Annotated in this window: 21 protein-coding genes; 17 read left to right on the top strand and 4 right to left on the bottom strand. The window is 60.2% G+C overall.

Annotated features, from left to right (window positions below; translation table 11 throughout):
- Window positions 1–244: 244 nt before the first annotated feature.
- From ASN_RS03810 to ASN_RS03770, 9 genes are all read left to right on the top strand, one after another.
- Window positions 245–598, top strand: coding sequence for a hypothetical protein (locus tag ASN_RS03810; protein WP_058987267.1), 354 nt, complete (start codon window positions 245–247; stop codon window positions 596–598).
- Window positions 599–686: 88 nt separating this feature from the next.
- Complete coding sequence (locus tag ASN_RS03805; protein ID WP_330937331.1) at window positions 687–1,844, top strand: baseplate J/gp47 family protein; 1,158 nt, start codon at window positions 687–689, stop codon at window positions 1,842–1,844.
- Complete coding sequence (locus ASN_RS03800; protein ID WP_058987265.1) at window positions 1,844–2,413, top strand: DUF2612 domain-containing protein; 570 nt, start codon at window positions 1,844–1,846, stop codon at window positions 2,411–2,413. The genes ASN_RS03805 and ASN_RS03800 overlap by 1 nt, the downstream gene beginning before the upstream one ends.
- 2 nt (window positions 2,414–2,415) lie before the next feature.
- Complete coding sequence (locus ASN_RS03795; RefSeq protein ID WP_058987264.1) at window positions 2,416–3,486, top strand: hypothetical protein; 1,071 nt, start codon at window positions 2,416–2,418, stop codon at window positions 3,484–3,486.
- A 2-nt stretch (window positions 3,487–3,488) separates the two neighbouring features.
- Complete coding sequence (locus tag ASN_RS03790) at window positions 3,489–4,100, top strand: hypothetical protein (protein WP_058987263.1); 612 nt, start codon at window positions 3,489–3,491, stop codon at window positions 4,098–4,100.
- Window positions 4,097–4,624: a phage fiber-tail adaptor protein gene (locus ASN_RS03785; RefSeq protein ID WP_058987262.1), complete on the top strand. Its 528-nt coding sequence runs from the start codon at window positions 4,097–4,099 to the stop codon at window positions 4,622–4,624. The genes ASN_RS03790 and ASN_RS03785 overlap by 4 nt, the downstream gene beginning before the upstream one ends.
- 15 nt (window positions 4,625–4,639) lie before the next feature.
- Window positions 4,640–5,200, top strand: coding sequence for a hypothetical protein (locus tag ASN_RS03780; protein ID WP_058987261.1), 561 nt, complete (start codon window positions 4,640–4,642; stop codon window positions 5,198–5,200).
- On the top strand, window positions 5,197–5,829 hold the full coding sequence (locus ASN_RS20040; protein WP_197603329.1) for a hypothetical protein: 633 nt from the start codon (window positions 5,197–5,199) through the stop codon (window positions 5,827–5,829). Before ASN_RS03780 ends, ASN_RS20040 begins: the two co-directional genes overlap by 4 nt.
- Window positions 5,714–7,876 carry a hypothetical protein gene (locus ASN_RS03770; RefSeq protein WP_082666564.1) on the top strand — a complete coding sequence of 721 codons (2,163 nt, stop codon included), beginning with the start codon at window positions 5,714–5,716 and terminating at the stop codon, window positions 7,874–7,876. Before ASN_RS20040 ends, ASN_RS03770 begins: the two co-directional genes overlap by 116 nt.
- On the opposite strand, the gene ASN_RS19850 is transcribed toward ASN_RS03770, so the two are convergent.
- Window positions 7,828–8,271, bottom strand: coding sequence for a hypothetical protein (locus ASN_RS19850; protein WP_167541283.1), 444 nt, complete (start codon window positions 8,269–8,271; stop codon window positions 7,828–7,830). The two genes, ASN_RS03770 and ASN_RS19850, sit on opposite strands and share 49 nt — an antisense overlap.
- A 258-nt stretch (window positions 8,272–8,529) precedes the next feature.
- On the opposite strand from ASN_RS19850, the gene ASN_RS03760 reads away from it, so the two are divergent.
- From ASN_RS03760 to pnuC, 6 genes are all read left to right on the top strand, one after another.
- Window positions 8,530–8,943 carry a hypothetical protein gene (locus tag ASN_RS03760; RefSeq protein ID WP_140385805.1) on the top strand — a complete coding sequence of 138 codons (414 nt, stop codon included), beginning with the start codon at window positions 8,530–8,532 and terminating at the stop codon, window positions 8,941–8,943.
- Between the two features lie 204 nt (window positions 8,944–9,147).
- A complete protein-coding gene (locus tag ASN_RS03755; RefSeq protein WP_006559390.1) occupies window positions 9,148–9,579 on the top strand; it encodes a hypothetical protein in 432 nt (143 codons plus the stop codon).
- A 100-nt stretch (window positions 9,580–9,679) separates the two neighbouring features.
- Window positions 9,680–10,936, top strand: coding sequence for a cation:proton antiporter (locus tag ASN_RS03750; RefSeq protein ID WP_058987257.1), 1,257 nt, complete (start codon window positions 9,680–9,682; stop codon window positions 10,934–10,936).
- Window positions 10,936–13,641, top strand: a complete 2,706-nt coding sequence (locus ASN_RS03745; protein ID WP_058987256.1) for a TonB-dependent receptor — start codon at window positions 10,936–10,938, stop codon at window positions 13,639–13,641. Before ASN_RS03750 ends, ASN_RS03745 begins: the two co-directional genes overlap by 1 nt.
- Before the next feature lie 2 nt (window positions 13,642–13,643).
- The gene (locus ASN_RS03740; RefSeq protein ID WP_058987255.1) at window positions 13,644–15,281 is read left to right on the top strand and encodes a phosphotransferase enzyme family protein; all 1,638 of its coding nucleotides are present in this window, start codon (window positions 13,644–13,646) and stop codon (window positions 15,279–15,281) included.
- Between the two features lie 186 nt (window positions 15,282–15,467).
- Entirely contained in the window at window positions 15,468–16,043 is a 576-nt protein-coding gene (gene pnuC / locus ASN_RS03735; protein ID WP_058987254.1) for a nicotinamide riboside transporter PnuC, read from the top strand.
- Between the two features lie 288 nt (window positions 16,044–16,331).
- Here pnuC and purU read toward each other — a convergent pair whose 3' ends face one another.
- Window positions 16,332–17,177, bottom strand: a complete 846-nt coding sequence (gene purU / locus ASN_RS03730) for a formyltetrahydrofolate deformylase (RefSeq protein WP_058987253.1) — start codon at window positions 17,175–17,177, stop codon at window positions 16,332–16,334.
- A gap of 772 nt (window positions 17,178–17,949) precedes the next feature.
- On the opposite strand from purU, the gene ASN_RS03725 reads away from it, so the two are divergent.
- The gene (locus ASN_RS03725) at window positions 17,950–18,594 is read left to right on the top strand and encodes a hypothetical protein (protein ID WP_058987252.1); all 645 of its coding nucleotides are present in this window, start codon (window positions 17,950–17,952) and stop codon (window positions 18,592–18,594) included.
- 152 nt (window positions 18,595–18,746) lie between these two features.
- Here the strand turns inward: ASN_RS03725 and ASN_RS03720 are convergent, their stop codons facing one another.
- Together ASN_RS03720 and hmpA are read right to left on the bottom strand one after the other, a co-directional pair.
- Window positions 18,747–19,136, bottom strand: a complete 390-nt coding sequence (locus tag ASN_RS03720) for a DUF488 domain-containing protein (protein ID WP_058987251.1) — start codon at window positions 19,134–19,136, stop codon at window positions 18,747–18,749.
- A 296-nt stretch (window positions 19,137–19,432) separates the two neighbouring features.
- Window positions 19,433–20,665, bottom strand: a complete 1,233-nt coding sequence (gene hmpA, locus ASN_RS03715; RefSeq protein ID WP_058987250.1) for an NO-inducible flavohemoprotein — start codon at window positions 20,663–20,665, stop codon at window positions 19,433–19,435.
- A gap of 85 nt (window positions 20,666–20,750) precedes the next feature.
- Between hmpA and ASN_RS03710 the strand changes: the two genes are divergently transcribed.
- The gene (locus tag ASN_RS03710; RefSeq protein WP_058987249.1) at window positions 20,751–21,410 is read left to right on the top strand and encodes an RrF2 family transcriptional regulator; all 660 of its coding nucleotides are present in this window, start codon (window positions 20,751–20,753) and stop codon (window positions 21,408–21,410) included.
- Window positions 21,411–21,432: the final 22 nt, after the last annotated feature.

Below are 21,432 nucleotides of genomic sequence, written 5' to 3'. Positions count from 1 at the left end.
TGAAGCGGAGTATTCCCCCTCCATCAGTCGTTTTCTGCCGGGTGCAGTCTTCTCCTCTGCGTCGCTCCGGGGTGCCGGGGTGTGGTGTGCTGAAATGGGCCCGTCAGCCGTGCGTTATGTCGGGCCTTTAACGCGTGTGTCCTCGTCAGAGTTTCCTCTCTCCCGGCAAAGTCAGCCATGCCCCAGGCGCAAGGCTATAGCGGCGCATGGTCTTTCTTCCCTCAGAAAACAAAGAGTTTATGTCATGCAAACAGTGTTGCTTGACTGCGCAACGTGGGACCTGGCGGTTGATGCCGCCGGAAACATAGCCGTGGCCTCCGCCCCCTATGCCGTGGCGCAGAATGTGGCCTGCGCAGTCCGGGTGTTCCTGGGTGAGTGCTGGTACAACACCAGCCTTGGTCTGCCCTATCTCAGCAATATTCTGGGCCGCACCCAGTCCGCCGCTCTCTTCCGGGCAGATGTGGAGCAGACAGCCCAGAGCGTGCAGGGCGTGGCCCGCGCGGTGTGTGTGCTGACAGCCATCAGCCCCCAGCGCCGTCTCTCTGGCGTCATTCAGCTTATTCTTGCAGACGGGAGCCAGACTGTTGTCAGCCTCTGAAACCGCACAAACCACCAGCACGGTCCAAGCCACATCTGGCGGCACAACATCCGTCCCGGCTCCGGTGCTGGATGCCACAGGCTTCATCATGCCGGAGGAGCCGGACATGCTGGCTGGCGTGCTGGCCGATCTGAACGCAGCCTTTGGCAACACTCTCAATACGGATCTTTCCACCCCGCAAGGGCAACTGGCCATGTCGCTCACTGCCATTCTGGGGGATGCGTATGATCAGTTTCTGGCACTTGCCAATGGGGTAGATCCGGCCCGTGCTTCCGGCCGGATGCAGGATGCCATCGGCCGCCTTTATTTCATGTCCCGCCTGCCTGCCACCGCCACGGTTGTCACCTGCCTGTGCACGGGGGTTGCCGGTACGGTTATTCCGCAGGGCGCGCTGGTGCAGGATGCGTCAGGCAACAGTTACGCGGCAGATGCCGCCATCACGCTGGATGCCACAGGCACCGGCAGCGGCACGTTTTCCTGCACGCAGGCGGGCGAGGTTGTTTGTCCGGCGCAAAGCGTCGGCATCAGCCAGTCTCTGGCCGGGTGGGCAACTGTTACCAACCCTGTTGCCGGGGTAACGGGCAGCGCTGTGGAAAGCCGCACTGCGTTTGAAGAAAGACGCCGCGTATCGGTCGCCGCCAATGCCATCGGCCCGCTGGATGCTATATCCGCCGCTGTGCAAGCCGTTCCGGGCGTGACTGACGCGTTTGTCACGGATAACAGCACGGCTTCGGCCACCACGGTGGGCGGTGTTACGCTTGCGCCCTACAGCCTGTATGTCTGTGCCAACGGCGGCGCCGATCAGGCCATTGCGCAGGCTATCCTGCGTAAAAAGCCACCGGGGTGCGCTTATACCGGCAGCACGACCGTTACCGTGACAGACCCCAACAGCGCTTATAATACAGCGCCAAGCTATACCGTCAGTTTTCAGCGTGCCACACCTACGCCGCTTTTTGTAAAAGTGACAATGGTGGCATCTTCCACCGTGCCCTCTACGGCCACAACAGCCGTGCAGGCCGCCATACAGGCCGCATTTTCAGGGGACGATGGGGGCAGCCGTGCGCGTATCGGGGCCACGCTGTATGCCAGCCGCTTTTATGCGGGTATCGCAGCACTGGGCACGTGGGCGCAGATTGCAGATATCACGTTGGGGATGACCGCCACGCCAACCGGGTTCAGTGCGACCTTCGGCATCAGTCAGGTGCCTACGCTTGATCCGGCAAATATCAGTGTGGTATTTTCCTGATGCAGAATGTGCAGAAAACCGTTCTGTCCCAATATGCATGTTCTCCTACCCTGAATGCCCTGATTGCGGCCTGGAACCAGGCGTTTGATCCCGCTACGCTGATCGAGACGTGGTACCAGCAGATCTGGAACCTGGAAACCGCCCAAGGGTACGGTCTGGATGTCTGGGGCCGGATTGTAGGCGTGCAGCGAATTCTTAGCATAACATCAGACACATTCGTCGGGTTTGAAGAAGCGGAAGATCTGACGGAGGACAGTTTCAACAGCGCCCCGTGGTATTCCGGCACTGTCTCCAGCGGCAATTATCGTCTGTCTGATGATGGGTTTCGCCAACTGATCTACGCCAAGGCCATGGCCAATATTACAGATGGCTCCATTACCAGCCTGAACGCCATTCTCATGACACTGTTCGCAGGGCAGGGGGATGCCTGGGTGTCTGATCATGGCGGCATGAGCATGACTTACACGTTCGGTTTTGTGCCATCTGCGGTGCAGATTTCCATTATCCAGAATTCCGGTGTCCTGCCCCGCCCTGCGGGTGTGCGGGTAACCTACGCCATTAAAGGCTGAGCATGAAACAATCAGATTTTCCTGAACGGTTTTCAAAACCCATTGCGGATTCCGCCAGTGCAGGTAACCTTGCCAGCATTCCGGCCACACAGGCCACTGCGGGCGATGGCACGGCGTCTGTCTCCCTTGGCTTTCCGCCAGAAACCTTTATCGGGCGGTCCGCTGGTGGGGTGCCCCCACGCGGGCAGGACATGAACGGTTTTCTGCATCGCCTCTCTGCCGTGTTGCAGGCTTATCAGGCGGGCATGATCGGGCAGTATGATGCCACTTTTGCTTCTGGCATCGGCGGCTATCCTGCCGGAGCCGTGGTGGCAGGTGCAACGCCCGGCACGTTCTGGGTGTCCACCGCAGAAAACAACATGACCATCCCTGGTGCAAATGGGGCGGCGTGGCAAAATCTTTTTGCAAATTATCTGCCTCTAGCAGGGGGCAAGCTGCAAGGTTCCCTTGCCATAGGCAATGCCTATTCCTTTGACGGCGCGGGCGGCTACAGCATGCTGTATCGTCTTTCATCCGTTGCGTCAGATGGTGTGCTGGATGTGTATTCCAACGTGGGGGGCTCCCACGTCAATGTGGCGCGCATCAGCGCGGATGGGTCCATTGCCATATTTGGAGGCGGCCATTTTTCAGAAAACGGGCAACAGGTAGCAACCCAAAACTGGGCCAACGCACAATTTGCCACCCCCTCCTGGGTCAGTTCACAATTCGCAACATCGGCGTGGGTTTCTGGCCAGTTTGCTACCTCATCGTGGGTAAACGGCACCTTTGAACGTGCTGGCGTATGCCTGACACTTTCCAACTACAACAATGATTTTGCCACGAATGATGACCGGATCATCAACCTGCCATACGGGAACATGATACAATGCTTCAGTGTGGATAACGTTTCTTCCGGGCGAATCACTTTTCCGGTGGCGTTTTCCGCAGCGCCCCAATCCATTCTGGTGCAGGCGGTAACGGGCGGTGTGATCTCGCACTATCATTGCGTGTGGGAACCAGATGCCGCCGGCTTCACCCTGAATCTATATGGCTCCTACAACGCCATTTATGTTGAAGCGAAAGGGAAGAAATAACCATGACAGATAAGGGTCTTTCCGGTTCTTCTCTCTCCGTTACCGCGCAGGTGCAGGCAGCCTACCCCGCACGCTATTATGCCGGGTATGATGCCACTGCCACACAGCCCGCCCCCGTTACTGCATGGTATGACACATGGAGCATGAGCAGTGTGGAGAGCCTTCCGCCCGCAAGCCAGCTTGTGCCCATCAGCGCGGCAGACTGGGCGAACACCACCGGCTTCCGTCTGCCAGCCGGAAAAGCGGTGCAGAATGGCGGTATTGTGGATTACACTGCGCCGCCGCTCCCTTTGGCCACACAGGCTGCAAATGCCCTGCAACAGGCAGCCACCACCAGTTGGGCAGCCTATGGCATGTATGGCGAGACGCCGCCCGCCGCCTGGCAGACCTATCTTGCCAGCCTGCGTGTACTGGCCAGCGGGGCAGACACCACCAGCACGCAGCTTCCTGCACAGCCCGCACTGAGCGCCGCCGCCATGCCCGCACCGGGGGTAAGCGTCAGGGCTGTTCAGAAAACACACTCTGAAGAAAACGCTGTTTTGCGTCTTAAGCAGGCTCCCGCACCGCACCTGACGCAGCAAATACCCACCACTACAGCAGGGCAGGGCGCATGATTGCTCCCTTGCCTTCCACCGGCTGGCAGCCTGCACCGGCACGCACCCTGCCCGTGGCTGTGCCTGCCAGCCTGCGCCTGCGTGGACTGCTGGGGCAAACCGTTGCTCTGACATGGGCCCCAAAAGCGAGTGCCGACACGCTGGATTTTACGCTGGATGCCACTGAATGGCTGCGCGGCACGGGGGATTACCTCGCCAGTGTTGCCGCCAGCGTGCCCACGGCCTCCGGGCAGGAGACGGACATGCGTGTGCTGTGGGCCATTTTGGTCAATGGCATGGCGTGCCTGTTTCTCAGCGGCGGTGCTCCCGGCACGGTGCAAACGGTTCTGGTCAGTGTTACCACACAGCAGGGCCGTAGTCTCAGTCAGCCGGTTTCCATAGCCATTCACTCCACCAGCCCGGCCACACCGGCCGCCACAGCCCCCTGCCTGCCAGATGGCACGGCGGTGCCTCCAAATGCCCTTGCACTTTCCAATACGGTCATTCTGACAACGGAAAGCGGGTGCCCCTATCTTCTAGCCTGAAGGACACAACCCCCAATGTCCGGGTCTTCCACCACGGCGGCCACCCTGAGTGGCACGCCGCTTTCCGCGTTGCCGGTGCAGGCCCAGCCTGCGGCAACTGATCTTGTTTTTGGTATTTTCAACGGGCAGGGGCAGTTTGTGCCCCAGGGCAAGATCTGGTCCGGCGCGGTTGATAAAACAGGCGATACACTCTCCGGTTTGCTGGCCTGTCCAATTGCCCCATCTGCCCCTGCGCATCTGGCCAACAAAGCCTATGTGGATGCCATGAGCGGGCAGATGCAGGGGGCTGTCTCTACCCTTGTGACACAAGCGCAGGATGCCGCAACACAGGCCGGGCAGGCGGCCTCTGGCGCGGCGGGTGCTGCCGCCACCATTGTGGATGCACAAAAAGGCACCCCCAACGGGCTTGCGGCACTTTCTGCATCCGGCAACCTGCTTCTGGGTGGGCTGGAATGTCTGGGCGTGCGGAATGGCCATGTGCTGATGACGCTTGAACTCCCCACCACAGACCCCGGCGTAGCGGGCGCATGGTGGAACAATGGCGGCTATATCTGCATCTCTCAGGAAAACACATGAGCATGAAATCTGTTCTTAAAGCCCGTATTCTGCTCAGTGCCTGTTCCGGGCTGCTTCTGGTGGCCTCTGTTCATACGGTTGCCGCCACGCGCCCCAACCATCTGCTGCCCCAATACCAGCAGAGTATTCCCGCAGTGCGGGCAGCCCTCCATGGTCCGTTGCCGTCCGTGCAAAGCGCGCCAGTATCATCGCCAGAAGGACCCGGCACTTCCATTACTGGCACACCTGTAAGCCAGTCACACAAGGCGATGCTGAAACATGCTGTGGAAACAGCGCCCGGCGTGAAAAAGAGCTTGCAGGAACGCTTTCTTTCCGCACCGTTCGCCGCCACAGCCGCCACAGCCGCCACAGCCGCCACAGCCGCCACAGCCGCCACAGCCGCCACAGCCGCCACAGCCGCCACAGCCGCCACAGCCGCCACAGCCGCCACAGCCGCCACAGCCGCCACAGCCGCCACAGCCGCCACAGCCGCCACAGCCGCCACAGCCGCCACAGCCGCCACGCCGGAAACATATGCGCCCACGCGGCCCCGGCGGCATAGACCCTGCAACCGCTGTGCCCTCGTTGTGGCAAAACGCCACCATTGGTCAGATAGGCGCCATGGCGGATGGCAGCGTGCAGCAGTCTGACAAGAACCAGCCCAACGGCGTTGCGGGGCTGGATGCCGCGGGGCGTTTCACGGCTCCAGTTGCGGGGGATGTCACGGCCGCCACAGCAGGCAGCGCGCTGAGTGGTGCCCTCAAGCGCCCGCTGTCCGCGCGTTTTGCCGAACAGCCAAGTGCTGGGGATTTTGGCATCACGCTGGATGGCACCAGTGATGACAGCACAGCCTTGCAGGCCGCCAAGGCAGCGGTGCCAGCGGGCAGTATGGTGCGTATTCCCGCAGGGGTGCTTCACCTCGCCACGCCCCTGCAAAGCGAGACACCAACCCTGTGGCAGATCAACGGCACCACGCTGGCAGATGGTGCCCCCATTACCAGCCTCGGCACGGATGTGATTGAAAGCACGCTTGAAGGCGGCAAGTATTTTGCACGCGGAGAAAGCCGTGCGGATATGGCCCCTGTGCTCCGTAAGGATCTGGATGTCACCCACACGGGCGGCACCACCGGATTTGTGATGAATCTGGAAAAAGGGAACTGCACCATTCCGGCAGAAGGAGCCGCCCTGGATGATTATGTGTGGTGCCATTCTACAGTTTTGAACAGTTCCGCCTTCGGGGCCGGGCAGCATGTGGCGCAGGCCAGTCTGGCCCAGCGCCCGGCAGATGCGCTGGCCGATGGCAAGGGCTCGCGCTCACAGATCTGGGCGGGGTATGATGAAGCGCGTGATGAGACCGGGCAGGCGTCCTCTGTTGCCGGAAGCATGGTGGGGCGGGAGGTCGATGTTTACGCCAATGGGGATGATCCCGTAGGCTGGCGTATTGGCCTGCAATTACAGATAGCCGGAACCAGTGCAGATGGCACACCCGGCAAGGTGGGCAAAGGCATTGCCATTGGCAATAATGACGCCACCAGCACATATGGCACGTTGATTGACGCCGCAGGCCGGTTTGATACCGCAGGGATTGATCTCTCCCGCAGCACGCCCGTCAATAACGCGCCGGTGCTGAACATAGGGGCCAACCGCAACCTTGCGTTCAGTGATGATCACAAACCGTATTTTCAGTTTGATTCCGCCGCTTACACCCTGCGCTACTGGTATGATACCGCCAACCTGCTGGCCATTGGCATGCAGGGGGATGTCACAACCAGTATCAGCAACGCTGACAGCGGCGTGGCATGGACGCTGAACGGCCAGGCCCAGCTTGGCCTGAATTTGACCGGCCTGAACGCACCGGAGGCCCTGCGTCTGGCAGCAGGCCAAACCCTCTCCTGGGAGCCAACGGCTGTTGTACACAGCAGTTTTGCTAACGGGAAACTGACGGAGCAGGTCGCCGCCGGTGTGGCCCGCACGCTGGATACAAGTGGGAACGAGACCCTGCCGGGCAGCCTGCAAAACAGCCAGACCATTGTCAGCCTCACCCAGCCCACGGCACCGGCCTATGTGGCCAAAGGCACCGCCGCCATCGGGCTGGACACCACGGGCCTGACAACGCCGGAAGCCCTGCGCGTGGCGGATGGTCAGGCTATTTCATGGGAGCATACGGCATCCGTGCAAACCCGATACGCCAGCGGCCAGTTGCAGGATAGCCAGAACGGCACCCCCCTGCGCACGCTTGATGCCAGCGGCAATGAAACCGTAACCGGCAGCACGCGCAACAGCGGTATGACCACCAGCCTGAACAATAGCGCAGCCAGTGCCATTACGCTTACCGGCAGCGCGGGCATTGGTGTCAATCTTACAGGGCTTTCCACCTCCAATGCGCTCCGGCTTGGGGATGGCCAGAGCGTTGCGTGGGAGCCCACGGCGGTCATGACCACCGGCTACACAGCCACAGGGCTGACAGATGCCAAAGGCAGCACCCCCTTGCGCCAGCTCGACAGCAACGGGAACGAGACCCTGGCAGGCACCATCACCCCCAATGCGGGCGTGCATCTGCCCACGCTCTCCCGCGCCAGCATCAAGGCCCAGCCCAACCCGGCCCCCGGCGTGATGGTGTTTGACGCGGAGGATGACGCCCCGGCCATTTACACTTCCGCCGGGTGGATGCTGGTAGGGCTGAGCGCCATGCCATAATCCCTACACCGAGGGTTGACGCGAACAATGTGGCTGCGCGCCACTCTCATGGCGATGGCGATGGCGATGGCGATGGCGATGGCGATGGCGATGGCGATGGCGATGGCGATGGCGATGGCGATGGCGATGGCGATGGCGATGGCGATGGCGATGGCGATGGCGATGGCGATGGCAGCGGCAGTGACGAGGCCCGCCTCCAGGGAGCGTTGCCTCACGGAAGCAGTTTTTCTTCCCAACCGGGCTGCTGTGTGCGTCGTGTTCCCACGCCCACGCCCACGCCCACGCCCACGCCCACGCCCACGCCCACGCCCACGCCCACGCCCACGCCCACGCCCACGCCCACGCCCACGCCGTCCCGACAGCCCCCATCGCTCCTCTGCGCAGGGCTGCGACACGTTGGCGCTACTGTTCCACCCAGCCCCAGCGTGTCCGCCTTTCCCTCCGGGCCCGCTCTCCCGTGCATAATCTGAGTGAGGAGTGGCATAGTGGGGACAGTTTTCCTCACCCCGGCGGCAGAGCAGCGGCCTTTTGTGCATGGTTTGTCACGCAAAGGGGAAGTGAAGGGAACCTTGCGTAGGGGGTGTGCATTCATGTATGGTACACATATCTCCCAACCGTGTTTTGCAGAACTGTAGAGCACCATGAAAGCAGGAATGACCCACTCACCCTTCTGGATGACCCTTGCATTGGCTTGCGGGCTTTCGCTCGGTCAGGCCCATGCCGCCGCCAAAACGGTGTATTTTCCTCACAACGTAGAAAACAAGCATATGGCGGGCACTCTTGAAGGCCCGCAGACGGCTGAATACCAGCTTGCGCTGCATCAGGGGCAGGAACTGTCCATCCTGTGCCATTCCCGCAAACGGAGCGTGTCTTTCTTCGTCAAGGACCCGGCGGGCCATCTGCTCTATACCACGGCGGATGGTGGCTTGCGGAACCACCCCCTGCACGATCACTGGCACGGCCTTGTGCCGGAAAACGGTAATTACACGGTTGGCGTCTTTCTGCACCATGGCGCGGCGCAAAAAGGGCAGAATGCGTTCTACAAGCTTAATCTGAGCGTCCATTAGGCCCAGCCATCTTTTCAAATAACCCATAGGCGTATGCGCACCTTGATTGTCTTCAGTTAAGGTGCGCAGGGCGTTTGTTCCTCCGCAGTGTCCTGCTGCCATGCCCTGGCAGAAGCGGACTTCCGCAGCCGTGTGTGATACATCGCCCGGCACGCGGCTTCTTTTTTGAGAGAGGCCGTTGGTGCGCAGAGGAGCGGGGAAAGTATGGAAAAATCTTTCAAGACCATGCTGGACAGGGCGAATGAAAGTGTAGCTGTCAAAATGACCATGCTGTTTGGCAGCATCTGGTGCGTTTATGTGTTTTTCCTGTTCTCTCTTGTGCCGGTTCTTGTTCCGGCATGGCAGAATACTCTGCTTTATATCAGCAACTGTATTCAGCTTGTGGCGTTACCAGCATTGATGGTGGGCAATGCCGTGCTCAGCCGTGGGGCGGACCGTCGCGCCGCGGAGGACCATCAGGCGCTGCTTGAAATCCTTTCAGATGTTCGGGAAGAACTGGCAGACCTGCGGGCCAAAACGGCAGGGCTGGCGCAAAGCACATCTGCCGCACTTGCCCGGCCCCAGATGGAGAATGTCTCCATTTCTGACCAGACGTTTATGGATGTGAATGAAAAGGGCGGAGAAACGCCCGACTAGGCTCCGGCCAGTAGAGAAAGAGGGCAGAGAAAAACATGCGTGATCAGGCGGCCCCGGCAGTAGCATTTCTTTCTCTGTTCCGGGGTGGAGGTGCGGCAGCATGACCTCCCTGGGCCTGTTCGCCATCGTCATCACCCTTTCCACAGTTTTTGGCATTATCAACCACAGGCTTTTGCGTCTGCCGCTTACGGTTGGGGTGCTGGTCATCTCCCTTCTGGTTTCGGGCGTGCTTGTGCTGGCAGATGTGTTCCTGCCGTGGCGCGGGGCCCATATGGCCCACCTGCTTCTGGCCCAGATTGATATGCCCACCAGTGTGATGCAGGGCGCACTGGCATTTTTGCTGTTTGCCGGGGCGCTGGGGGTGGATATGCACTACCTCCTGCTGCGCAAATTTTCGGTTATCGCACTGGCTATTCTGGGCACGCTGCTGGCGGTTATTCTGTTTGCCGGGGGCATATGGGGCGTGTTCCATCTGGTGGGGCTTTCCGTCTCCCCGGCGTGGTGTGTGGTGCTGGGGGCCATCCTTGCCCCGACTGACCCCATTTCCGTTGTGGGCATGCTGCGCAGGTTGGGGCTGCCGGGGCAGGTGCAGGCCCTTTTTGCTGGTGAAAGCCTGCTGAATGATGGCGTGGGCGTGGTGATCTTCACCGTTGCCCTTGGCGTGGCGCATGAGGATCATCCGGCTTCTGTCCTGCATCTGGCGGAGGCGTTTGCGCTGGAAGCTGGCGGAGGTGTTCTGCTGGGCCTTGTGTGTGGCTGGCTGGCCGTGCGCGCCATCCGCCTGGTGAAAGACCCTCACCTTGAACTGTTTATCTCGCTGGCCCTGTGCAGTGGCGTGTACAGTCTGGCGGGCGCATGGGGGCTTTCCGGCCCCATTGCGGTTGTCATGGCCGGGTTCATGGTGGCGGCCCCGCGCACGCAGGCCATGATTTCCCCCACAGGCCGGAAGGATATGCGGCTGTTCTGGGGGCTGGTGGACGAGATCCTGAACATCATGCTGTTTGTGCTGATAGGGTTTCAGGTGCTCAATGTTGCCTTCAACGTGCCGTTGCTGATGGCCATGGCGCTGGCGGTGCCGCTCTCCATTCTGGCGCGTGGGCTGAGTGTGCTGCTGGCCATGCTGCCCCTTTATGTCAGCCAGCAGGACCGTATGGGCGTTCTGGCCGTATTGACATGGGGCGGCCTGCGCGGGGGTATTTCCGTGTCTCTGGCGCTCAGCCTGCCAGAAGGCCCCATGCGCGACATCTTGATGGGAGTCTGTTATGCGGTGGTCGTGTTTACCATTCTTGTGCAGGGGCTAAGCATCGGCCCCGTGGTGCGCAAATTCCATTCTTCTGAACAGGAAAGCTCTGCCTGATGCTCATGCGGCCTACCGCCCGCTTCCGTCTGCTTACGTCTGCGGTTCTCTCCAGCGTCGCGCTTGCGGGTGACATATCGGGTTTTCCCGGCATGGCGCTGGCGGCGGCACAGCCAGCGGCATCCGGTGCCGCATCTGCCGCCACACAGGGTTCGGCTGGGTCCGCATTTGGGGCCGCTGCTCCCACGCGCTCTTATGGGGGATCTTCCGTCACGTCCGCGGCTTCATCCTCTGGGGCGGTTCCATCAGCGGCGTCTTCTTCCAGCGGGCACGGAACGGGTCCGGCAGCGGCAGTAAGCGCGCAGGGTGATCAGGCTGCTTCACCAGCCGGGGCGGCAAGCGCCGGGCAGGCAGCGGTTACGCCCGCACACAGGCAAGGGTATGCGGCACGGAACGGGAGCACACGTCAGTCAGCGCGTTCTGCTCACGCACGGCAAGCACCACCCGGTTCGGCTCAGGCGGAGGGCGTGGAACATGTGGAGGTTACGGCAGATCCCGTGGCCCTGCATGCTGGCGGCGGGATGATCCGCCCGCAGACAGTGCCGCAATCCGTCAGTGTGATTGGTTCGGATTACATTGCCCGGCAGGCGCCTTCCGCCACGGCGTATGATCTGGTGTCCGTCCTGCCGGGGGCCAACGTGTCCTCATCTGATCCGCTGGGTTTTTCTCCCCAGACCAATATCTCGGTGCGTGGGCTGAACGGGGATGCCATTGGGTACGTGCTGGAAGGCATGCCGCTGAATGATATTGCCTATTATACCGGCTACCCCAGCCAGTTTGCCGATAGCGAGAATTATGAAAGCTTGGCGCTGGCGCAGGGATCAGCAGATATTGAAAGCCCGGTGCTGAATGCCGCTGGCGGGCTGATGAACCTGCGGTTCCGCACTCCGGCGGAAAAAGCCGGAGGGATGGTGAATGTCTCCTACGGGTCTTATGACACCAACCGCGAATTCATTCGGCTGGATAGCGGCGAGATTGGCAAGACGGGCCTGCGCGGGTTTGTGTCCTATTCCCACGGTGCTGCGGATAACTGGCGCGGCCCCGGACGGGATGAACGCCAGCATGTGGATTTCAAGCTGCTCAAAACATGGGGCAGGCAGAACAGCGTAGCGCTGCTGGGCTCATGGAATCAGGCCATAGACAGTTATTACCCGCAGGCCACCAAGGAAAGCTGGGCGGAGGATGGCATTCACGGCGCAAACAACCTTGCCCGGCATTATGATCTGCAAAATGACGCACAGGGCACGGATTACTGGCGGCTTTATCGCCAGCCTGAACGCACACTGTATCTGGCGGCCCCGGTTGAACTGCATATGGCCCATGGGCTGACATGGCGCACAACCCCATATGCACAGGGCGCTTATGGCAACGCACCGGGGGGCACAACCATCCCCACATCCGGGTTGTGGAACGGCAACCAGCTTCTGCCAGACAGCTTCACGTTGCCCAGCACGCAGGATGGCATGGCCACCGTACGGGCGGATTATACCCAGCGCAGCTATCGCTCCGGCTTTACCACGGCTCTGGAATGGCGGCATGGCGCGAACACGCTGACAGCAGGCTACTGGTATGATTATTCCGATGACGCCGAGTATCAGAGCTTCACACCTGTCAGTGAAAACGGCAATGCCCGTGATATATGGGGTGGCAGCCACGGCACATCCCTCACACTGGCGGATGGCAGCCTGTTCCGGGCGGTGAACAACCATACCATTTCCCAGACCAACGCCCTGTTTGTGAGCGACAGCCTCTCCCTGCTGCATGATAAACTCCTGCTCTCCGCCGGGTTCAAGGAGGTCATGCTTACGCGCAACGGCACCAATGCCATGCCGGGGGCCGCCTATCACGCCAACACCAACACGGCGGTTCCGTTACCGCGTCTGGCCGTGCGGTATCAGATCACGCCGCACCATCAGGTGTTTTTCAATACCACAACCAATTTCCGCACCCCGGCGGAAACAGCGCTCTACAGCGCGTATGATCCCCAATCTGGCGCGTTGAGCATGCAGGGCGCCACCAACGTCAAAAACGAATATTCCATTTCTGAAGAACTGGGCTACCGTTATGCGGATGATCTGCTGGTGGGTAGCCTCACGCTGTTCAACTACAATTTTACAAACCGTCAGATTGAAACACTGGGGGTTATCAATGGCTCCTATGTGTCCTCCACCCTCAATGCGGGCGGCCAGACCTCGCGCGGTGTGGATGTGGAACTGGGCCTGCGCCCGTGGCACCATTTCAGCCCCTACGTGTCTGGCGAATATCTGCACGCCACCATTGATAATGATCTCATGTCTGGTGGTGATCTATTGCCCACACGCGGTAAACGGGCCGTGCGCAGCCCCACGCTTCAGGCTGCTGCTGGGCTGACCTATGATGATGGCCATGCCTTCGGCGTGTTCACGGTCAAATATACCGGGCACCAGTACGCTACCTTCATGAATGATGAACGCATGCCCGATTACGTAACGGCCAACATGGCCGTGGGGTATCGGTTCAATGATGCCTCATTCCTGCATCGGCCTGAACTGCGCATGAATTTTATCAATATCACCAACCAGAATTATCTCTCCGGCGTGGCGGACCCCACATCAAACGCCAAGGACACAACAGGCCGTTATGGCACCACCATAGCGGGTGAAAGCCCTGATTATTACATTGGCGGAGGATTTGCCGCCCTGTTCACGGCATCAACCGGGTTCTAGACGTGGCGGAGAAACCACACGCACCCGGAACAGGCCGTACCAAACCCGGCCCAACTGGAGCGGAACAGAAAAACGCTGATAGCCTGAGGGAAAACGGGGAGGGGCAGGCCAAGCCTTCAGTCGCGCCGCAGAAAGCAACGCCTGAGCACGGCTCCTCACATCCTGCCCGCGTGCAGAATGCCAGTGCAGACAAACCCAGTGCGGGAGAGAGAGACCGGAAGGCCGCTGCCGAGGATCATGCCCAGCCCGGCCAGTTTGGTGTGCATGGTGTGCAAACCAAACGGGACTGGCCCTGCCTTACACTTGCAGAAGTGCAGTCCGTTCTGGCCCATTATCCTTCCGCTCCTTCCGCTCCTTCCGCTCCTTCCGCTGTGCGGATTGTGTGGCACAGCATGCGCCCCTTTTCCGCAGCGGCGCGTGTGCTTGTCTCGCCACCTGATGCAGTGGCGGAGGGGGACAACAGGGCGCATACGTTCAGCCAGATTGCCGAACATGACGTCAGTTTATCCCAGCCAGAAGCCGCCTTTATTCTCAAACGGCACCACGCCAGCCTGCGCACTGTTGCCGCGCTGGAGGAAGAGCATGCCTTCATGCAGCATCTGGCGGCCAAGGATGTGCCCGTCTGCCTGCCAGTGGCAACGCGTTCCGGCCATACGGCACTGGCGCAGGGAGAGTGGACCTATGAACTGTTTCCACCCGCCCCCGGCCAGGATGACTATCGGGATGTGATGTCCTGGAAGCCTTATCACTCTACTGCTCATGCCCGCGCTGCCGGGCAGGCGCTGGGCCGCCTGCATCTGGCGGCATCTGATTATGCTGCACCATCTCGTGGAGAGGGGACCGTGCCCGCCCCACAAAGGCAGGGCACGAAGACGCAGGCGGAAAATGCCTCAGGGAAAGACGATTTTTCACAAGGCATGGCTGTGCCTGCCGGTAGGCCGCTGACATCCAGCATGAACGCCCTTGGCCAGTCAGATCTGCTTCCTGCATTGCGACAATGGGTAAAGGAGCAACCCGGTCTGGCGGAACAACTTGCACCCCATACGTGGGAGGACGATGTGCAGGCTGTGCTTACGCCATTCCACACAGTGTTGCGCCCGCTGCTCCCCTATATTCGTTCCTGCTGGGGGCATGGAGACTGGCACGGTTCCAATCTGTTCTGGCAGAAGACGGAAGAAACGAAAACAGAAGCCAAGGTGTCCTGCATTCTGGATTTCGGCATGGCCGAGCGCACCTGCGTTCCGTTTGATCTGGCCGTGGCCTTAGAACGCAGCATGATCGACTGGCTGGACCTTTCCCGCTCCCATGGGGTGGTAGCCTACGCGCAACTTGAGGCATTTTTGCAAGGATACCATGCCACGCACCCTCTTGGCGCAGTGGAATGGGCGCAACTGGTGGCGTTCCTGCCGTTGGTGCATGTGGAATTTGCGCTTTCGGAAATCGCTTATTTTGGCACACTTTTGCAGGATCATGCCTCGGCCGATGTTGCCTATACTGACTATCTTCTGGGTCATGCCCGCTGGTTTGCCGGGCCGGAGGGGCAGGCGCTTCTGGATTGGCTGACCCGATATGCGGCCCATGTTTCGCCCGCTACCGACGCGCCAGCTTCTTCTGCATCGGAGCATCGTCCCCATGCCTGAAAGGCAGCGTCAGGCCCTTCTTCGATTGAACGGGAGAAAACAGGCTGGGTGGAATTATGTGATTCCATATTTTCAAAAACTATTACTGGAAGATCCTATTTTTCACCTTACTCTGATGGGTGTCCTACCAGTTTTTACAGTGCGGGGTTGGGCAATGGCGTGTGAGCAACACAGGACATTCCCTGCATGAGTCCGCTTGAAATCGCTGCGGCGGTCGCCAGCGCGCTGGGCGTCTGGCTTACGGGCCGCCGCATCATGCTGTGCTGGCCCATTATGCTGATAGCTTCCGTGTTGTATGGCGTGGTGTTCTGGCAGGCGCGTTTGTATGCAGATACCGCCTTGCAAGCTGTGTTTGCCACATTGTCCCTCTATGGCTGGTGGCGGTGGCTGCGCGGCGTGGAGGAGAAAGGGGCAGTCACCATCATGCCTCTTTCCAACACAGCACTATGTTACGGGCTGGCTGCAAGCGCTGCCGGAGGCATGGCGCTGGGCCTGTTGCTTCGCGCCACAACGGATGATCCCATGCCGCTGCTGGATGCTCTGCTGAGCGCTTACAGTATTCTGGGCCAGATCTGGATGGCCCGCCGCTATCTGGCAAACTGGTGGGTCTGGATTGTGGTGGATACGCTCTACACCGGTCTTTTTCTGGTGCGCGAACTCTATCTTACCGCCGTACTCTACGCCGCGTTTGTGGTGCTGGCAGCCGCAGGGCTGCGGCAGTGGCGCAGGGCAGGCACCATGGCAGGCTACAGACGCGACTGAAAACCCCGCCAGGTTTGCGCACATCCCCACATCCCCCAGTCCAGTTCTTCTGCTATGCTCCCACCGTCGCCACCCGTGCGGGAGCGTGGATAGAAACCACCGCGCGCCATTACGCGCGGCCGGTCCTGCCAGTCACTCCCCATGCGGGGGTGTGGGGGAGAAACCGCCTGTTCATAGGCTGTTCCGCATCGCTTTGCGCGGATATGCAACCGGGGGGAGGGAGAGCCTTGTCATGCGGCTGCGGTGGCGGGCGCTTTTTCTCCCTCTATGGGTAGTCGTCTTGTGTTTTCAGGAAAACACGACTGTCCGGCGACCGTTCAGCATCACGCGTTGTTCTACATGCAGTTTTACAGCGCGGGCCAGCACCTGGGATTCAACGCCCCGGCCTGTGGCAATGTAGTCCTCGGGGGAGAGATTGTGGGTGACGCGGGCGGTTTCCTGCTCGATGATCGGGCCTTCATCCAGATCAGCGGTGACATAATGGGCTGTGGCCCCAATCAGCTTTACCCCACGGGCATAGGCCTGATGGTAAGGGCGCGCGCCTTTGAAAGAGGGCAGGAAGGAGTGATGGATGTTGATGATCCGTCCGCTCATGTCAGCGGAAAGGCTGTCAGAAAGCACCTGCATGTAGCGGGCCAGAACAATCAGGGCGGCCCCTGTGTCTTTCACCAATGCCCGTAGCTTGTCTTCCTGTTCTGTTTTGTTTTCTTTGGTCACAGGCCAGTAATAATACGGAATACCTGCCTGCGCGGCAGTCTGGGCGCTGTCCTGATGGTTGGAGACAATGGCGACAATTTCAGCCCGCAGCCAGTTGACGCGCACCTGATACAGAAGGTTGAGCAGCGCGTGATCAAACCGGGACACCATGATGATGATGCGCGGCAGCACGCTGGCATCATGCAGGCGCATGGCCATGCCAAATTCTGCCGCCACGGGGTTCAGGCAGCGCTCCATTTCCGCAAGGCTGTTGGTGCGCGGGGCCACAAAGGCCAACCGCATGAACAGCGTGCCGGTGTCCGGGTCACTGAACTGGTGGGTTTCCGCGATATTGGCCCCTTTTTCAGCCAGCACGGAGGAGATGGCCGCCACAATGCCGGGGCGGTCCGGGCAGGAAAAGGTGAGAATGAAGTGCATGGACCCCTGTGGTTATCCTCATCTGAGTGACGCGTGCTGGCCCGCCAAGTGCGGAAAGAGCGGCCAGGGCGCAGAATGTGGGCTCTCTTGTGCCAAGCCGTGCGCCAGTCTGCAACTGGGTGGCGGATAACGCTTGACAAAACCAAAGCCTGTAAAAATCACCCGTCAGGGTGTGGATGAGTTGGCGTTTGTTCGACTCGTCACACTTTCGCCACGTCAAGCCTGTTTTGGGTGGACTCCGCATGAAAAGCCATAAACCGCAGAAAACCGCCATTTTTTCTGTGTTGAAGTGTGACAGAACCATGACTCTTATCCACAGAAACCGGGGATAGGGTGTGGGAAAACTCTGTGGATAGTTTTCTCCCACTCAGGCGTACGGCCTGTTTCTGACACGTTTCCCGGTTTGTTCTTTTGCTCGGCCAGAAGAACTGCGAAAGGCCCGATAGAGACAAAAACACCCGCCGCGCGGCCAAAACGGCTCGGGCGACACGGTTGGGCCAGCCGGTGGATTTTTCCTGCTTGGAGCCCGCTGCTCGCGCGAGTGTGAGGTACGGGACTCTGCGCCCGTTTGGTTAAAAAAAGGGGGGGGGAAATTCTGCTGGTGTGGCGGCGAGGGACTTTGGCAGCAGCAACGGCCAAGCATGAAGGCACGATGATGCGGGCGCATCGGGATGAAAGGCCAACGCATGCAGCCCACGGACCCACCTGACAGATTTTTCACTCCGTCTCCAAGCCTGGACTGTTCTGAAACAACCAGAAAAAGGAAATGCCGATGTCGGGAAATCTTTATTTCAAAGGAGCCGTAACAGGTCGGATTGCCCGGTTTTTTGAGATATTCAGGACGCAGAAGCATGTGGGGTTGAAGACGTTCTGGCTGCCCCTCCTGCTGTGCCTTGCGGCTTATGCTGCTGCGGAAAGAGCAATCATAAGCGCCGAAATGGCTGTGTATTTTTATGCGTTTACTGTGCTGCTGGCTGGTATCCGACGCGGCCTGGCGGAGGGTTTTACAAAGCCGGTGCTGCCTGTGGTGCAAGGCGGTGCAATTGGCGCGCTGAGTATTGTTTTTCTGGCGCTAAGCCATCCCTTTCTGTCCGTTCACCAGGAAACCCTTACGCTCATGGCGTGGGCTAGAATCCTGGCAGAGTCTGTTCTGATCGGGATGAACCTGTTTTTTGACGGGTATCTCTATGCAGGAATGCTGAGTGAGATTTTCCTCACCACGGAAGCGCAGTGGATCAAAGGGGCGCCACGCCGCCGGGCTATTCATAAAATTGTTCGCGTGGCCATGAAAACGGAGAAGCTGGAAGGCTTGCCGACCAAGCAGGCGATGATTGTGTATGCCCTGTGGGGGATCGCTATTATTTTTGGCTTCTTCCTCCAGAAATACATCAACAACCTGTCTTTCCTGCCTCACTGAGTTCCGGGGCGGTTGAATAACGTCGGCCAAAGCTGAGTGCGCATGTGTGTTTTTGCTGAGGGAGTGAGGGCTTTTGGGCTCGTGGCAGGCTTTCAACGCTGTTTATGAAGCCTTGAAATGCCTGCCATTTTACTGCGGAGGATGGTCGCTTCCTAATTCTCTTGCAGGGAGGATAGATAGGACGCCAGCACAACGGCCTCATTATGTTCGGTGTCGCGGGCACCGTAGAGCAAGGTGACTGGCCCCTTTTGGGCAAGGTCCAAAATCTGGCGTACGCAGTCCGGGTTCTGGGCAAGTTCTGCCCTGTAACGGCGCTGAAAGTCGTCCCACCGGGCGGGATCATGGCCGAACCACTGGCGCAGGGCGGTGCTGGGGGCAATGTCCTTCAGCCACAGCGTCAGGTGCGCGCGTTCCTTGCTGACACCGCGCGGCCAGAGCCGATCCACCAGAACGCGTGCGCCATCGTCAGGCAGGGGGTCTTCGTACACGCGGCGAATGCGCACCGGCCCGCCTGCGCTGTGTGAGGAATGGGCGTGTGGCATGGCATATCTTCCTTGTTGCAAAACCTGAACAGTGGGGCGCGCCCCTGTGGCGTGAAGACAATAAGGCATGTGACAAAGGAGAGGGGCAGCCCCCGGGAAGCTGGCTCGGGCTGAGCAGGTGGCAGTCTGTTTGAGACGGAGGGAGTGGCTCGGCCGAACCGGCATTTGCGGTTCCCCGCTCCAGCCCGACTGACCCACGCCCTCCCTCAATGATGCGGCCCTGCATCTTCCCGTTCCGGCAAGGCAGGCCCATGTCGCGCTGAAATGCGGGGCAGGGGCTGCCTCTGGTGGTCAGGTCAGGCGGCGCAGAGCGTATCTTCCACGGTGGTGGCCGGGCCGAATACCTCATGCCGCAGGCGGCTTTCCGGAACGCCTGCCGCTTTCAGGCCGGAGATCATGTCCTGCATGAAGCCTTCTGGTCCGCAGATGTAATACACGGCGTCTGGCGCAGTATTGGCGCGCACCCACTCCACAGTGACGCGGCCCTGATGCGCGGTTGTGCCAGCAGTCTGCTCGGTCGGGAGCGGTCCGTGGCTGTAGAACACATCGGCTTTGATAGCCCCTTTGGCCGCAAGGGCGCGGATATGGGGGCCGAAGGCTTCGGTCTGGGCGGAGTGCGTGCCGTGGATGTAGTGCAGGCCGGAAGCAGCGCCTGTTTGCGCCCCAATGTCTGCGGTCAGTGTATCCACCATGGACTGGAAAGGCGTCAGCCCCACGCCAGCGCTCAGCAGCACAATGGGGGCGGCAACAGGCGTGGGCAGAGTGAAGGACCCGGCAGGGGCGGATACCAGCAGCTCCGTGCCCACAACCGCGCTGTCGTGCAGCCAGTTGGAGACAAGCCCCTCAGGCTGACGGCGCACGCTGATACGGTAGCCTTTCTGGCTGGGTGCGGAGGAAATGCTGTAGTTCCGCCGCTGGGAGCCCTGTTCCGGCACGGTGATGTTGAAGCTGAGATACTGGCCCGGTTTGTGCGGCAGCACGGGGTTGCCATCCGTTGGTTCCAGATCAAAGGACATCACGGTTTCGCTCTCCGCCACGCGGTTGCGGATGGTAAAGGCGCGCCAGCCGGTCCAGCCGCCGGGGGCATCCGCATTGGCGGTGTAAAGCTGGGCTTCCCGGTTGATCAGCACATCGGCCAGAAACTGATAGCCCTTGGCCCACGCATCCATGATCTCCGGCGTGGCGGCATCGCCCAGCACATGCTTGATGGCCCCCAGCAGGGCAGTGCCGACATGCGGGTAGTGTTCGGGCAGAATGTTCAGGCCCACATGTTTTTCCGCAATGCGTTCCACCATGCCGCCCAGCTTGCCCAGATCATTGATGTTGCGGGCATACATCAGCACGGCCAGCGCCAGCGCCGTGGGCTGTTCTCCATTTTTCTGGTGCGACCGATTGAACAGCGCACTGATGGCAGGGTCTGCCAGCAGGCGGGCATACATCTCCCGCGTGATGTCCAGCCCGTGGGCCTCAAGGGCGGGCACGCAGGCGGTGATGATGGCGCGGGTGGTGTCGTCAAGCTGGGGAGCCATAAGGAGTCTGTGCCTTTAAAGATGTAAATTACATACATCTTATTGAGCGCTGGAAAAAAGATGTCAAGGTGATGTATCTTTACGCATGCGTCTGACCCTTTACACAGATTACGCCTTGCGCACGCTGCTCTATCTGGGCGTGCATGCAGACCGCCGTGTCTCCATACGGGAGGTGGCGGAGGCCTATGGCATTTCAGAAAACCATCTGGTGAAGGTGATCCATCACCTCGGCCGGGGCGGCTTTGTGGATACGCTGCGGGGCCGGGGCGGTGGCCTGATGCTGGCCCGCCCTGCCGATCAGATCAATGTGGGGGATGTGGTGCGCCACACGGAGGAAGACATGGCCCTTGTGGGCTGCATGTCGCCTCTTTCTCCCGGCATGGGGCCGGGTTCCAGATCTGCCGTGGCGGCCGCGGGTGGGGGAGGCAAACGGGCCTCCTTGGCGGCGCTTGCAGGTAGCGCGGCACGCGGGACGTCCTCGCCGCGGGGTATGGCGGCGGGTGGGGCCACCAGTGCCGGTTCTGCCGCAGGGGAGGGGCGTTCGGGTTCGGCAGGCGGGTGCCTTCTGGCCAATGCCTGCCACTTGCGCGGCGTGCTGGGGGAGGCGCTGGGGGCGTTCATGACCGTGCTGGATGCCCGCACCCTGGCAGATCTTTTAACCCCCTATGAACGAAAAGTTCTGACCCAGGCAGGCCCTGCCGAGGCCCCGGTTGACGCGCCAAAAACTGCGGAAAAAGTGGTCTGATCTCTGCCCGGTTGGCCGTGCG

The organism is Acetobacter senegalensis (assembly GCF_001499615.1).
Classification (GTDB): Bacteria; Pseudomonadota; Alphaproteobacteria; order Acetobacterales; family Acetobacteraceae; genus Acetobacter; species Acetobacter senegalensis.
The sequence above is the reverse complement of the archived record's forward strand: the minus strand, read 5'-3'. Positions and strand labels throughout refer to the sequence as shown.